General features: G+C 41.5%; 8 protein-coding genes. 6 read left to right on the top strand and 2 right to left on the bottom strand.

Annotated features, from left to right (window positions below):
* Nucleotides 1-56: 56 nt before the first annotated feature.
* Nucleotides 57-2,921, bottom strand: a complete 2,865-nt coding sequence (locus QWZ08_RS03175) for a DEAD/DEAH box helicase (protein ID WP_290335760.1) — start codon at nucleotides 2,919-2,921, stop codon at nucleotides 57-59.
* A 230-nt stretch (nucleotides 2,922-3,151) separates the two neighbouring features.
* Nucleotides 3,152-3,838 carry a toxin-antitoxin system YwqK family antitoxin gene (locus tag QWZ08_RS03170; RefSeq protein ID WP_290335759.1) on the bottom strand — a complete coding sequence of 229 codons (687 nt, stop codon included), beginning with the start codon at nucleotides 3,836-3,838 and terminating at the stop codon, nucleotides 3,152-3,154.
* A 159-nt stretch (nucleotides 3,839-3,997) separates the two neighbouring features.
* Between QWZ08_RS03170 and QWZ08_RS03165 the strand changes: the two genes are divergently transcribed.
* The 6 genes from QWZ08_RS03165 to QWZ08_RS03140 all read left to right on the top strand — a co-directional run bounded on the left by QWZ08_RS03165 (nucleotide 3,998) and on the right by QWZ08_RS03140 (nucleotide 14,009).
* Nucleotides 3,998-5,338, top strand: coding sequence for a sigma-54-dependent transcriptional regulator (locus QWZ08_RS03165; RefSeq protein WP_290335758.1), 1,341 nt, complete (start codon nucleotides 3,998-4,000; stop codon nucleotides 5,336-5,338).
* 252 nt (nucleotides 5,339-5,590) lie between these two features.
* Nucleotides 5,591-7,558, top strand: coding sequence for a KUP/HAK/KT family potassium transporter (locus QWZ08_RS03160; RefSeq protein ID WP_290335757.1), 1,968 nt, complete (start codon nucleotides 5,591-5,593; stop codon nucleotides 7,556-7,558).
* An 806-nt stretch (nucleotides 7,559-8,364) separates the two neighbouring features.
* Entirely contained in the window at nucleotides 8,365-10,065 is a 1,701-nt protein-coding gene (gene kdpA, locus QWZ08_RS03155; protein ID WP_290335756.1) for a potassium-transporting ATPase subunit KdpA, read from the top strand.
* Nucleotides 10,066-10,251: 186 nt separating this feature from the next.
* Nucleotides 10,252-12,297, top strand: coding sequence for a potassium-transporting ATPase subunit KdpB (gene kdpB, locus QWZ08_RS03150; RefSeq protein WP_290335755.1), 2,046 nt, complete (start codon nucleotides 10,252-10,254; stop codon nucleotides 12,295-12,297).
* A gap of 21 nt (nucleotides 12,298-12,318) precedes the next feature.
* Entirely contained in the window at nucleotides 12,319-12,882 is a 564-nt protein-coding gene (locus tag QWZ08_RS03145) for a K(+)-transporting ATPase subunit C (RefSeq protein WP_290335754.1), read from the top strand.
* A 2-nt stretch (nucleotides 12,883-12,884) separates the two neighbouring features.
* Nucleotides 12,885-14,009: a sensor protein KdpD gene (locus tag QWZ08_RS03140; RefSeq protein WP_290335752.1), complete on the top strand. Its 1,125-nt coding sequence runs from the start codon at nucleotides 12,885-12,887 to the stop codon at nucleotides 14,007-14,009.
* Nucleotide 14,010 lies beyond the last annotated feature (1 nt).

Genomic DNA, 14,010 nt, shown 5'->3' with positions numbered 1-14,010 from the left:
TATTAATAAACGACCCGGATAGCACTTATGGGCAATAATTAATTATGCGTAGTTGATTAACTAAATAAAAATTCTACGTCTTCTTTACTCAATTGTTTTACAAAGCCTTCGTTATCGCCGATTAAATGATCGCTGAGTTCTTTTTTTCTTTGCTGCAGCTGAATAATTTTTTCCTCTATCGTATCCTTACAAATCATCTTGTAAGCAAATACGTTTTTGGTTTGCCCAATGCGGTGAGTCCGGTCGATGGCCTGTTGCTGTACTGCATTGTTCCACCAGGGGTCAAACAGAAATACATAATCTGCCGCAGTTAAGGTGAGACCCGTATTACCCGCCATCAGGCTGATTAAAAAAACACTGGTGGTATTGGATGGCTCCTGAAAATCAGCCACCATTGCAGCTCTCTGCCTGGGTGGCGTACTGCCATCCAGCTGATAAAATGAAATGCCCTTTTTTGTAAAGCTTTCTGCCAGCAGGTTCAGCATTTTTGTAAACTGAGAAAACACCAGCACTTTATGATTGCCGAGGTTAGCCAGCTCGTCCAGCAACATTTCTGTTTTTACTGAATGACCGGTTGTTTGTTCTTCAGCTGGTAACAATAAAGGCGAACTGCACACCTGTTTCAATTTCATGATACCCTGCAGCACGGCTAGTTTGCTCTTGCCGAGGCCTTCAGTTTTTATATTTAAAAACAGGTTGCTTTTAATATTTTCTTTGATGCCTTCGTACATTTCTTTTTGCGAAGCATTCATGTTACACCATAACACAGTCTCTGTTTTTTCCGGCAGGTCTTTAGCCACTTGTTCTTTGGTTCGGCGGAGAATAAATGGGGCGGTTAGTTTTTGGAGTGCAGCAATTTTTTCTTCATTCCGGTCACGGTCTATGGCATCAGCATATTCCCGTTTAAAAAATTCTTTTGTACCGAACATGCCGGGCAACAGAAATTCAAGTTGCGAATACAAATCAAAAGTATTGTTCATCACTGGCGTACCGCTCAGGGCAATACGGCTGCGAACCTGCAACTGGTAAATAGCACGGGTACTTTGCGCTGAAGGATTTTTTATATTATGGCTTTCATCCACTACAGCCACATCAAAAACAATGGCTGACAGTTGTTCAATATCCGACCGCATGGTGCCATAACTGGTGATGCAAACATCCATTGTTTCAGCATGAATGGAACTGATATTTCTTGCTGCGCCATGATGAATATAGCTGCGCAAATGAGGTGCGAATTTCGTGATCTCCTGCTGCCAGTTGTAAATAAGGGAAGATGGGCAAACTATCAATGCTATTCGGCCTTCTGCCTGCTCCAGCCGGTCAGTTATAAAACAAATCGTCTGCAGGGTTTTACCCAATCCCATGTCATCCGCCAGGCAAGCACCTGCATTGATAGCCGATAACATTTTTAGCCATTCAAACCCTTTTTGCTGGTAAGGACGCAGCGTGGCCTGTATGCTGGCCGGCGCTTTATATACCACTTCCCCCGGCTGCTGCCAGCGTTCCCAGTTTTGCCACCAGTCATCACTTACTGTAATTTTCAGCGGCTGATCTTCTGTCGCATTCTTTTGTTCGCTGATCGCCAGCCATTGCGGTACGTTCAGCTGCTTTTTCTCTATCTTACTATGTTTGATGATGGTGGCATATTCCGCTATCCAGCTTTCGGTTAAAACACCGAAGGATCCATCCTTCAGCATGAGGGCACGTTGGCCGGCAATGAGCATTTTCTGCAGTTCTGGCAACGCTATTTTTTCCTCTCCAAACTGCAGGGAAAAATCAGCCAGCAAAACCTGCGCATCTTTTTTTACGATCGTCATTTTGGTAACCGGCTTATGTGCCGAATACCTGAAGTGGGTAAGCATATCCATACCAGCGAGTTCGATATCCATGTCCAGGAGCTGGTGGTATACTTTTAAAAACCATTGCTTTTTCTGCGCTTCGGCAAACGATAAATAATACCAGCCATTTAACTGCTTGATAAAATTGGGATGTAAGGCAACGAGCTCCTTTTTAAAAGCAGCCTCCATTTCTTTATCGCGTTTTACAACTATGGTTTCACCGCGGTTGGTGGTTTCAAAATACTCCTTCCACTCACCCTCTGCAATATATCCATCGTATACCCATTGTGGTGTAAGTACTAAAAAAGAATTGCTTATCTCGCTAAGTAACACCCTTCGTACAGGTGGAACCTCTATCGTGGTTACAGAGAACAAATTATTTCGCTCCACGATGTAGCTTTCTTCGAGCCTGCTCAAAATATTTTCTGCAAGGGATGGCGCATCAGCACTGTATTGCGACGGATTTTTTTGCACCAGCCATTCCAGCGTTTGATAATCTTTTGATGCCAGTAAAAAATACTCGTTTTTACTTTCGAGCAGGAAGTGAAAACGGTTAAAATTTTCCAGGGGATAATCGGCTCCGTTAATGGTTATGATGGTTTGCAATACCAATTCGTCTTTCTCCTTCAGCACTTCAAACTTCAAAAATGGTTTGTAGTTGCTGAAACTGCAGGATGCAGTGATCATGTTACCAGTACTTGCATTGGGTAACTGATGATACCACTTTACAAGGTGTGCAAATGGTTTAAAAAATTCAAAATGCTCCTGTAGTTTTCGTGCATAGGCTGCCTTTAAAAACTGGCTCAGCTGAACGCCTGATTTTTGCTGCTTATGGCGTTTGATAATATCATCTTCCATGCGATAAAGAGCTTCCGGTGTTAACCCGTATAAACCCTGCCTGGCCTGACCTGGAAGATCGCTGTACAGCCGCAGCATTTCCCGGCTGTCGAGCTCTGCTATATCATACTTTACACCTAAAACATTTTTTGTAATGTGAAGCGAACGGAGGATGCTTTTTTGCTGGGTTAACTGCCGGGGCAGCAGCAGCAAAGCGGTTTTTTTTTCTGTTTTTTTATCGGCCATAATCAGACCGCAAATGTAGTAGATTTATCAGCGAATGATGCCCAAATATTGACCACCATGCTTAAATTAAAAAGGCGAAGGTTAGAAAAACAATCTAAGCAGATTTATGAATACCCGTCAATAAACAGCTGCTTATAACGCTGCGGTACAAGAGGGCGATGCAACAATGTTCATTATAGCTTCCTGGCCCGGACCAACTTGTTTTCTTATAAAGATTATTGTTGCTATCATTACAACGAAGTCTTTCCTTCCCGCTCCATTTGTTTTCTTTTCTTTTTGCTGTATTTTTTTTCGTACTCCAGTATCTCTTTCGTCTTCCCTACTTCACCCGTTACATCTGCCGGTTTTTTAGCCACGATTGCTGTGTTATTATCTGCTTTTACCAGGCGTCCATGATCGTAGGTTTCAGCCTTAATAAATTTCTCACCCGGAGCGTAATACTTCCATACACCGTTGGGAACACTATACTGTTCTGCCTTTACAATTTTATAACTGCTTACCTCATTGTTACCCTGCCCGTATACGGCAATGGTATCGTACGGTCTTTCAGGATCGTACCCTTTCCATTCTTCATGGCGGATAAGGTCGCCCAAAAATGTGAAGTATTCCTGCACACCTTCTTTGCCACCAGCTTTATAATTTTCCACAGCCAAAATATCTCCGGTGCTGTTGTATTTGCGCCAGGGACCTGTCTTTTTATCATCTTTAAAATATCCTTCTTCGTCATACCCCGGTTCGCCTCTTAATTCCACCACACTAATCACCCACCTGCCCTGCTTTAAATTATTTTTATCCACTACGTTTAGTGTATCTCCCTTTGGCGACAGTATAAATGACTTGTATTGGGCGCCGGCACAGAAAGAAAAAAGCAACAGGGTCATTATGCAAGCGGCGATTTTAAAATTGATGTTTTTCATACTGCGATTTTTGTAGATTTTAAACAACGCAAATTTACCTTTTTGTTGACTAACCAGGCATGTTAACGATTTTTTTTAACATCTGTTGTATATCTGAACGAGCGTTTATTTTTACAGGTATACAATACTGTATTTCAGTACATTTGAGAAAAATAGGTTGTGCATACAATATTAATCATCGATGATGAAGAAAAATTAAGAACACTGATGGCCCGTATCATCAGGCTGGAAGGTTACGAGGTGCTGGAAGCCGCTACCTGTAAAGCCGCATTAAAAAAACTGGAACAGACAGAAGCCGATGTAATTTTATGTGATGTTAAACTGCCAGACGGTAACGGAGTTGAACTGATTAAAGAAATAAAGACCCTTTATCCGCGGGTGGAAATTATTTTGCTTACTGCGTATGGTAATATTCCGGATGGTGTACAGGCCATGAAAAATGGCGCTTTTGATTATCTTACCAAAGGCAATGACAATGAAAAAATTGTTCCACTCATCAACCGGGCGCTGGAAAAAGTACAGCTGGAAAAACGTATCGAAAAACTGGAGCAGCAGGTAGGCAAACGTTACGGGTTCGACAGTATTTTAGGCAGTTCGCCGTTGATACTTGAAGCCATTGCATTTGCAAAAAAAGTAGCACCAACCAACGCATCGGTTTTATTGCTGGGCGAGACTGGTACAGGCAAAGAGGTATTTGCACAGGCCATTCACAATGGCAGCCTGCGGGCGGGCAAACCTTTTATGGCGCTCAATTGCAGTGCATTTGGAAAGGAGTTGCTGGAAAGTGAAATATTCGGACATAAGTCGGGTGCCTTTACCGGCGCATTGAAAGATAAAAAGGGCTTGATTGAAGAAGCCAATACGGGTACCTTATTTTTAGATGAGATCGGTGAAATGCATATTGACCTGCAGGCGAAATTATTGCGTGTACTGGAAACGGGTGAGTTTATCAAAGTGGGTGACACAAAACCCACCAAAGTGGACGTAAGAATTATTGCCGCAACCAACCGCGACCTGCAGGATGAAGTAATAACCGGCAGGTTCAGAGAAGATCTTTTTTACAGGATCAATGTGTTTACTATCATGTTGCCTTCGTTACGTGACCGGAAAAAAGACATACCGGACCTGGCAAATAGTTTTATAAAACTATTTGCTCAGAAAAGCAATAAGCGGATTGATGGAATGAGTAAAGACTTTAGCGGTCATTTGCAAAACCATGTGTGGAAAGGAAATATCAGGGAACTAAAAAATGTAATCGAACGGGCCGTCATCCTGGCCGAAGGGTCGCAATTGACATCAGACAGTTTGCCGGTAGAACTGCAGATCAATGACACACAACAGCAAAGCGGCATGTCAGCCTTCGAATTGTCGAGTGTTGAAAAATTGCATATTCAGCGGGTATTAAATCATACCAAAGGAAATAAAACAGAGGCAGCAAGATTGCTGAATATTGGCTTAACCACATTGTACCGGAAAATAGAAGAGTATAAAATTTTTTAAAAAACCATTTCAAAATGAAAATCACCCTCCCAAAACGGAGGGTTTTTTGTATTTTTTTTTGAGGTGAATTAAGCGATGAAATTTATTAAATAATATTGCTGAAAGTTACTGCTATCAACAGGTTTATTGATTTTGTCCAATTCACATTTACCGTACAAATAAAATGATCTTCCTTTAGCAAAGTGCTGTTATATCGGTTACAACAATAGTTGTTTTTACGCTGTTGTTGTACATTTTTTATAAAAAAATATTATGCATCCCAACTTAAAAAAAGTTACCGGCGCAGGCCTGTTAATTACCCTAGGAATTATTTTTGGTGACATTGGCACTTCGCCTTTGTACGTTTTTTCAGCCATCATCGGCAAACGCGTTATAACAGATCAGCTGGTATACGGCGGTATCTCCTGTGTGTTTTGGACACTGACGCTGCAAACCACTTTTAAATATATATTGCTCACCCTGCAGGCAGATAACAAAGGTGAAGGAGGAATATTTTCACTGTATGCCATTGTTTGGAGATACCGGCACTGGCTGTATTTTCCGGCCGCACTGGGTGCCGCCACGTTATTGGCGGATGGCATTATTACACCCCCTATTTCTGTCTCCTCTGCTATTGAAGGTTTAAACGGCGTGCATGGCCTGGAAAATATTATTGTTCCCGGTAATGCGCTAACCATCGGGATAATCGTTGGTATTATTTCCCTTTTATTTTTCTTTCAGCAATTTGGTACCAAGGTAATCGGAAGTTCCTTTGGCCCCATTATGTTTGTCTGGTTTTCAATGATCATGTTTTTTGGTATTGTACAGGTTACATATTATCCCCACATATTATCGGCTTTCAATCCATATTACGCATACGACCTTTTGAGCCACTATCCTAAAGGATTTTGGTTACTTGGCTCTGTGTTTTTATGCACTACAGGGGCCGAAGCATTGTACAGCGACCTGGGGCACTGCGGCAGAAAAAATATACAGGTAAGCTGGATCTTTGTGAAGATTGCTTTGGTAGCCAATTATTTTGGGCAGGCTGCCTGGTTACTAAAAAGTGGAAAATCACCGCTGAATGGGATCAACCCTTTTTATGCGATTATACCCCATAGCTTTTTGCTGCCTGCAATCATCATTGCAACGCTGGCTACCATCATCGCCAGCCAGGCACTCATCAGCGGATCATTCACATTAATCAGTGAGGCAGTAAATATGAATTTCTGGCCACGCATTACCATTAAATTCCCCACTAATGTCAGGGGACAGATTTATATCCCCAGTATCAACTGGATACTATGGATTGGCTGCGTAGTAATGATGTTATATTTTAAAGAATCAAGCACCATGGAGGCTGCGTATGGCTTTTCCATAACAATTGCCATGCTGATGACAACCATGCTGATGTTTTACTACATGAAGTTTATAAAAAAATGGAGCACCCCGGTTTTGTTGCTGATATTGGCCATTTTTCTGTCCGTAGAACTTTCCTTTTTTGTAGCTAATGTTGCCAAAATAAAACAACGTTGGATGTTTTTAATCTTTGAGATCCTGCTTGTGTTCATTATGTACATCTGGTACAAAGCAAGAAAAATTACCAACAGATTTTTACACTTTGAGTCTATCGCCCCATTTGTGCCGGCTTTGCATAATTTGAGCATTAATTTAAAGGAACCCAAATATGCCACACACCTGATCTATCTTACCAAAGCTAACAGCAATAAAAGTGTTGAAAAAAGAATTTTAGAATCCATTTTTAGTAAAAGGCCCAAGCGTGCCGATGTGTATTGGTTTGTTCACATCGACAGAACAGATGAACCTTATACCATGGAGTATTCAGTAGAAGAAATTGAGCATGATAAAATCATCCGGGTAGAGTTTCGTTTGGGCTTTCGCATCCAACCCAGGATAAATTTGTTTATGAAAAAGGTTATGCAGGAAATGGTGGAACACCATGACCTGGAGATTGGCATTAATGATGAAGCCCCGCTGTTGAATAAGCACAATATTTCTGCAGATATCAGGTATGTGTTAATTCAAAAATTTCTGTCGATAGAAAACGAATTTTCATTTAAAGACAGTTTCATTCTCAACTCGTATTTTGCCATTCTCAATCTTGGTCAGTCAGATAAAAAAGCCTTTGGCCTTGAAATGGGCGATACGGCCATTGAAAGGATTCCATTGGTTGTTTCTCCGGTTGTAAACATTCCCCTTAAACGCATTGTACACGCATAAAAGCACTTCCTTTTGAAAAGCGACCCTTCCATTTTGGAAGGGTTTTTTATTGATCCGAAATGATGCTCTGTTATCCATATTACATACAACACAATACAGTACTGCATTACAGCTTTCACTAAACTATTTTAACAAGAGAGGCATATGGTTTGGCATCATGTAATGAAATGGGAAAAATGAAATTGCCTTTTCAACAATTCAAGCAAATGATAAAACTAGTCCATGTGTTTATTAGAAGTTACTGATTTTGTGATATTGGCAGAGCCTGTTTAAACCTATTGCCAAATCAATTCAAAGCATGTGAAAATCAATATTTCCGATGATAATTATCATGGCTACAAGATTCTTCAGGCTTTAGTTTTACTACAATTTTTTAAAAAAATGAGAAAATTTCTAAACCGAGTAATGGCTTTGCATCCAATACCGCAAAAAGTAAAAGAAGTTGTTATTATACTGTTGGCCTGGTTAACAGCAGTTGCGCTCGTTTACATCACCTATCAAAAGTTTAAAATATTATTTCATAAATAAAAACTAAAAAATGCTGACCATTCTTCTAATTCTTGCAGGGCTTTTATGCTTTGTGCTATTTTTTAAAGCCATTGATTTTTTTGACAAAATCTGATCATCGCATCAGGTATAAAAATTTTAAACCATGTTATTACTTTTTATTTTATCCATCCTGGTTTTTTGTTACATCTGTTATGTACTTGTAAAGCCAGAAAAATTTTAACCTTGAATGGTAAGCGATCAATGAGAATATTCATTATCAACGAACATTCACAATTCACCATTCACAATTCACTTTTATGAACACAGAAATTGTTGGCGTTGTTGCCATGTTTATCATCACTGTACTGCTGGCCATTCCATTAGGCCGGTATATTGGTAAAGTTTATAGCGGGGATAAAACCTGGCTCGATCCCATTATCAATCCTATAGACAAATTGTTTTACAAAGCCGGCGGTATTAACCCCACAAAAGAAATGACCTGGCAACAAAACCTTGTGGCATTATTAGTTATCAATCTCGTGTGGTTTTTACTCTCCATGCTGGTATTAATGAACATGAGCTGGCTGCCGCTCAACCCGGATAGTAACCCATCCATGAGTGCTGACCTAGCCTTTAACACTACCATCAGTTTTGTATCCAATACCAACCTGCAACACTATTCCGGTGAAAGCGGTGTATCGTACCTGGGGCAATTGCTGTTGATGTTTTTTCAGTTCGTAAGTGCAGGTGCAGGGATGGCAGCATGTGCTGTAGTATTTAAAGCAATGAAAGAAAAGAACAGCGATAAGCTGGGTAACTTTTATGTGTACTTTATAAAATCCTGCACCAGGGTTTTATTGCCCATCTCAGTTGTGATAGCAATCGTTTTGTTGTTCAATGGCACACCCATGACATTTCAGGGTAAAGACCAATTTATTTCCCTGCAGGGTGATACAGTGAATGTATCAAGAGGACCCGCAGCAGCTATGGTAGCCATTAAGCAAATCGGTACCAACGGAGGTGGATACTTCGGTGTTAACAGCGCCCACCCGCTGGAAAATCCCAATTACTTTACGAACATGATGGAGAACATCTGCATCATCCTGATACCCATCGCCATGATATTTGCGCTGGGTTATATCATCAAAAGAAAACGTTTTGCCTGGATGGTTTTTGGAGTGATGACGATCGGTTTTTTATTACTGGTGATCCCTTCCATCTACCAGGAAATGAAAGGCAGCAACGCCATTCATAAAATGGGCCTGGTTCAAAACCTGGGAAGCATGGAAGGCAAGGAAGTACGTTTTGGCCCGGCTGCATCCGCCTACTGGGGTATCACTACCACCGTAACTTCTAACGGTTCGGTCAACGCCATGCATGACAGCTTTACACCACTTACCGGCATGTTTGCCATGCTGGGCATGATGATCAATTCATTCTATGGCGGTGTAGGGGTGGGCTTTTTAAACTTCTATATTTTCATCATCATCGCCGTTTTCATCAGCGGCTTAATGGTAGGCCGCACACCGGAATTTTTAGGCAAAAAGATCGAAGCAAAGGAAATGAAGATTGCAGCCATCATTGCATTGCTGCACCCTTTCCTGATATTGGTTGGCACTGCCATCGCCTCCCACTTGTATGCTCAAAATCCAACGGCTTATGCTGCCTGGCTAAACAACCCCGGCAGCCACGGCTTTAGTGAAATGCTGTACGAGTTTACGTCTTCTTCTGCCAACAACGGCAGTGGCTTTGAAGGCCTTGGCGACAACACACCCTTCTGGAATATAGCCTGTGGCCTCGTGATGATCTTAGGCAGGTTTTTACCAATTATCGGTCCGCTGGCCATTGCAGGTATACTGGCAAAAAAGAAATATGTACCCGAAAGTGCCGGTACTTTAAAGACAGATACGTCCACTTTTGCAATTATGATTTTCGCAGTCATTTTTATCATCGCAGCATTATCATTTTTTCCCGCCCTTGCGCTTGGTCCGCTGGCAGAATACTTTGGTATGCGTTAAAAAAATTATAGGCCCAGCCGTTGAATATAAATGAAGCTTCACTGGCGTCGCACTCTTGTACAACAAAACAATATTGAACAAGGCAATGCATGTTCTGCGGCTCAGATAAAAGCAATTGGCTTTAAAATTTGTATAACTCGTGCATTAAAACTTGTGTCAAAAAATAGTGCATCAAAAAATAAAATCATGGCAAAGAACCATTCTAATAAACTGTTTGAACCAGCGCTCATCAACACCGCTTTAAAACAGTCTTTTATAAAATTAAATCCTCGTATCATGTTCCGCAACCCGGTGATGTTTACGGTTGAAATATGTACAGCTGTCATGCTGGCCGTTTGCATCTGGATCGCTACCGGCGAAAAAACACAGGGCAGCCTGTTGTATAATCTCATTGTGTTTGGGGTACTTTTTTTAACCCTCCTGTTTGCCAATTTTGCCGAAGCCATTGCAGAAGCAAGGGGGAAGGCGCAGGCAGATTCTCTCAGAAAAACAAGGGAGGAAACACCGGCGAAATGGATACAAACCGTGGGAGAAATGTATGTGAACGAAGTAAAAATTGTTCCTTCTTCCCAGTTAAAAGAAGGAGATGTATTTCTTTGTGAAGCAGGCGATATGATACCCATGGACGGCGAAATAATCTGGGGAATTGCAACCATCGATGAAAGCGCCATCACTGGTGAGAGTGCACCGGTGATAAGGGAAAGCGGCGGTGATAAAAGTTCTGTTACAGGCGGCACAAAAGTATTGTCCGACAAAATAAAAGTAAGGGTAACCACAGAACCGGGCGAATCTTTCCTGGATAAAATGATTGCGCTGGTAGAAGGTGCCAGCCGCCAGAAAACACCCAATGAAATTGCGTTGACTATTTTATTAGCTGGCTTTACACTGGTGTTCATCATTGTGTGTATCACGCTAAAACCATTTGGCGACTATGCCAATACACCGATCACCATTGCGGCGTTTATCTCCTTGTTTGTGTGTTTGATACCAACTACTATTGGTGGCCTGTTAAGCGCCATTGGCATTGCCGGCATGGACAGGGCCCTGCGGGCGAACGTAATTACTAAAAGTGGTAAAGCGGTAGAAACCGCCGGTGACCTGGACACTTTATTACTTGATAAAACAGGTACCATCACCATTGGTAACAGAAAGGCTACCAACTTTTATCCTGCCAATGGTATTGATGCAGCCGCTTTTACAGAAGCCTGTGCGCTGTCTTCACTAGCTGATGAAACCCCTGAGGGAAAATCAATCATTGAACTGGCTAACATCAATGTAAATACCTTTAAAACCGACGGCGCTAAATTTATTATGTTTACAGCGGAAACTAGAAGCAGCGGCATCGATTTACATGGCGGCATAAAAATTCGTAAAGGTGCTTATGATGCTATAAAAAATATAGTGACGAAGGCAGGCAATGGCTTTCCGGAAGAAACTGCAGAAAGAGTGCGGTTGATTTCAAGCAACGGCGGTACACCACTGGTTGTAAGTGAGAACAACAAGGTATTGGGTGTTATTGAATTACAGGACATCATAAAACCCGGTATCCAGGAAAGGTTTGCACGTCTGCGTAAAATGGGTGTAAAAACAGTGATGGTAACAGGTGATAATCCTTTAACAGCAAAGTTCATTGCAGAAAAAGCCGGCGTAGATGATTTTATAGCCGAAGCCAAACCTGAAGACAAGATGAACTACATCAAACAGGAACAGCAAGGCGGAAAGTTAGTCGCCATGATGGGCGATGGCACCAATGATGCACCTGCACTTGCACAGGCTGATGTAGGCGTGGCAATGAATAGTGGTACTGCCGCAGCTAAGGAAGCAGGTAATATGGTAGACCTGGATAATGACCCCACCAAACTGATAGAAATTGTAGAGATCGGAAAACAATTATTGATGACCAGGGGAACGTTAACCACCTTCTCAATCGCCAATGACGTAGCAAAGTATTTTGCAATTGTACCGGCCTTATTTATCACTTCGATACCGGCATTACAAGGTTTAAACATCATGCACCTGCATAGTCCTGAAAGTGCTATCTTATCAGCAGTAATATTTAATGCCCTCATCATCCCGATGCTGATTCCCCTGGCCTTAAAAGGGGTGGCATACAAGCCCATTGGTGCCAGCGCCTTGCTAAGAAGAAACTTATTGATCTATGGACTGGGTGGAGTAATAGTACCCTTTATCGGAATTAAATTATTGGATTTAGTGGTATCCGTTTGGTTTTAATAAACAAATAAATTTAAAAAAATGAAACAGCATATTCTTCCCGCATTAAAGTTAACCTTCATTTCCATCATAGTGCTTGCAGGTATCTACACACTTGCAATCTGGGTAGTTGCCCAGGCGGGTCCTAACCATGGCATCGGTGAAACCGTGAGTGTTAATAACAAAGTGGTTGGTTATAAATTAGAAGGTCAGAATTTTACCGCAGATAATTATTTTAACAGTAGGCCATCTGCCGCCGGCTACAATGCAGCTGGCAGTATTGGAAGCAATAAAGGGCCCAGCAATCCTGAGTACTTAAAACAGGTGCAAGACAGGGTAGATACTTTTTTAGTACACAATCCTTCTATAAAAAAAGAAGCCATCCCTGCAGAATTAGTAACCGCTTCTGGTAGCGGATTAGATCCTGATCTTTCTGCAGAAGCTGCAATGGTGCAGGTTGCACGAATATCAAAAGCAAGAAACATTTCCGAAGACAAATTAAATACACTGGTAGTGCAGCAAACACAAAAGCCGTTACTGGGTTTATTTGGCACAGAAAAAATAAATATTTTACAGTTGAACATCGCCCTGGATAAATTAAAATAATTATGCCGGAAATAACATCCAATGCCGAACACTTTTTGAACCTCATCCGCAAAAACAGGAGGGGCAAGTTTAAAATATACATTGGTATGAGTGCCGGTGTAGGTAAAACTTTCCGGATGTTACAGGAGGCACAAACCCTGCTGCGCAATGGCGTGGACGTTATGATCGGATATATTGAAACACATAATCGTAAAGAAACACACGAACTGCTGGAGGGGCTGCCCGTACTACCGAGGCGTAAATTATTTTACAAGGGAAAAGAGCTGGAGGAGTTTGATGTGCAGGCGGTAATCAACCTGCATCCTGAAGTGGTGATTGTAGATGAACTGGCCCACAGCAATATTGAAGGCAGTAAAAATGAAAAACGCTGGCAGGATGTAATAGAAATTTTAGATGCCGGTATCAATGTGATCAGTGCTGTAAATATACAGCATATAGAAAGTCTTAACAGCGCCGTAAAAGAAATTACAGGTGTAGATGTAGCAGAGCGGATACCAGACAGTGTTTTACAGCAGGCAGATGAAGTAGTGAACATCGACCTTACGGCAGACGAACTGATCACCAGGCTAAAGGAAGGCAAAATTTATTCACCTGATAAGATTGAAGTCTCGTTGAAAAACTTCTTTCAAAGCGAGCGCATACTCCAGTTAAGAGAACTGGCGCTAAAAGAAGTAGCCGGACAGGTAGAGCGCAAGATTGAAACCGAGTTGCCCCGTAATACGCATTTAAAAACGGAACGTTTTATGGCCTGCATCAGCAGCAATCATGAAATTGCAAAAAAAGTGATTCGCAAAACGGCCAGGCTGGCTTCTTATTATAACAGCAAATGGTATGTGCTATATGTTCAAACACCAAACGAAAGCGGAGATAAAATTGGACTTGCGTTACAAAGACACCTGATCAATAATTTTAAACTGGCTGCAGAACTGGGAGCAGAGATCATTAAAATAAAAAATAAAAATATCGCCAAAGGTATCCTGGAAGCCAGCGTAGATCAGCACATCACTACAATCTGCATTGGCAAACCTCATCTTACCCTTTGGAATATCATTGTCAGTACACCCGTATTTAACCAGCTATTGAATAAATTGTCAGAATCAGATATCGACATTGTAATTTTAGCATAGC

Origin of the sequence: Ferruginibacter paludis, assembly GCF_030409685.1 — a bacterium.
In the GTDB taxonomy this organism is placed as follows: Bacteria; Bacteroidota; Bacteroidia; order Chitinophagales; family Chitinophagaceae; genus Ferruginibacter; species Ferruginibacter paludis.
Note: the sequence above shows the minus strand (reverse complement) of the source record. Positions and strands in the feature narration are given on the sequence as shown.

Bases quoted from the DNA above. Each gene is read 5' to 3' on its own strand.
- QWZ08_RS03175 (WP_290335760.1), bottom strand. From the start codon at position 2,921: ATGGCCGATAAAAAAACAGAAAAAAAAACCGCTTTGCTGCTGCTGCCC.
- QWZ08_RS03170 (WP_290335759.1), bottom strand. From the start codon at position 3,838: ATGAAAAACATCAATTTTAAAATCGCCGCTTGCATAATGACCCTGTTG.
- QWZ08_RS03160 (WP_290335757.1), top strand. From the start codon at position 5,591: ATGCATCCCAACTTAAAAAAAGTTACCGGCGCAGGCCTGTTAATTACC.
- kdpA (WP_290335756.1), top strand. From the start codon at position 8,365: ATGAACACAGAAATTGTTGGCGTTGTTGCCATGTTTATCATCACTGTA.
- kdpB (WP_290335755.1), top strand. From the start codon at position 10,252: ATGGCAAAGAACCATTCTAATAAACTGTTTGAACCAGCGCTCATCAAC.
- QWZ08_RS03145 (WP_290335754.1), top strand. From the start codon at position 12,319: ATGAAACAGCATATTCTTCCCGCATTAAAGTTAACCTTCATTTCCATC.
- QWZ08_RS03140 (WP_290335752.1), top strand. From the start codon at position 12,885: ATGCCGGAAATAACATCCAATGCCGAACACTTTTTGAACCTCATCCGC.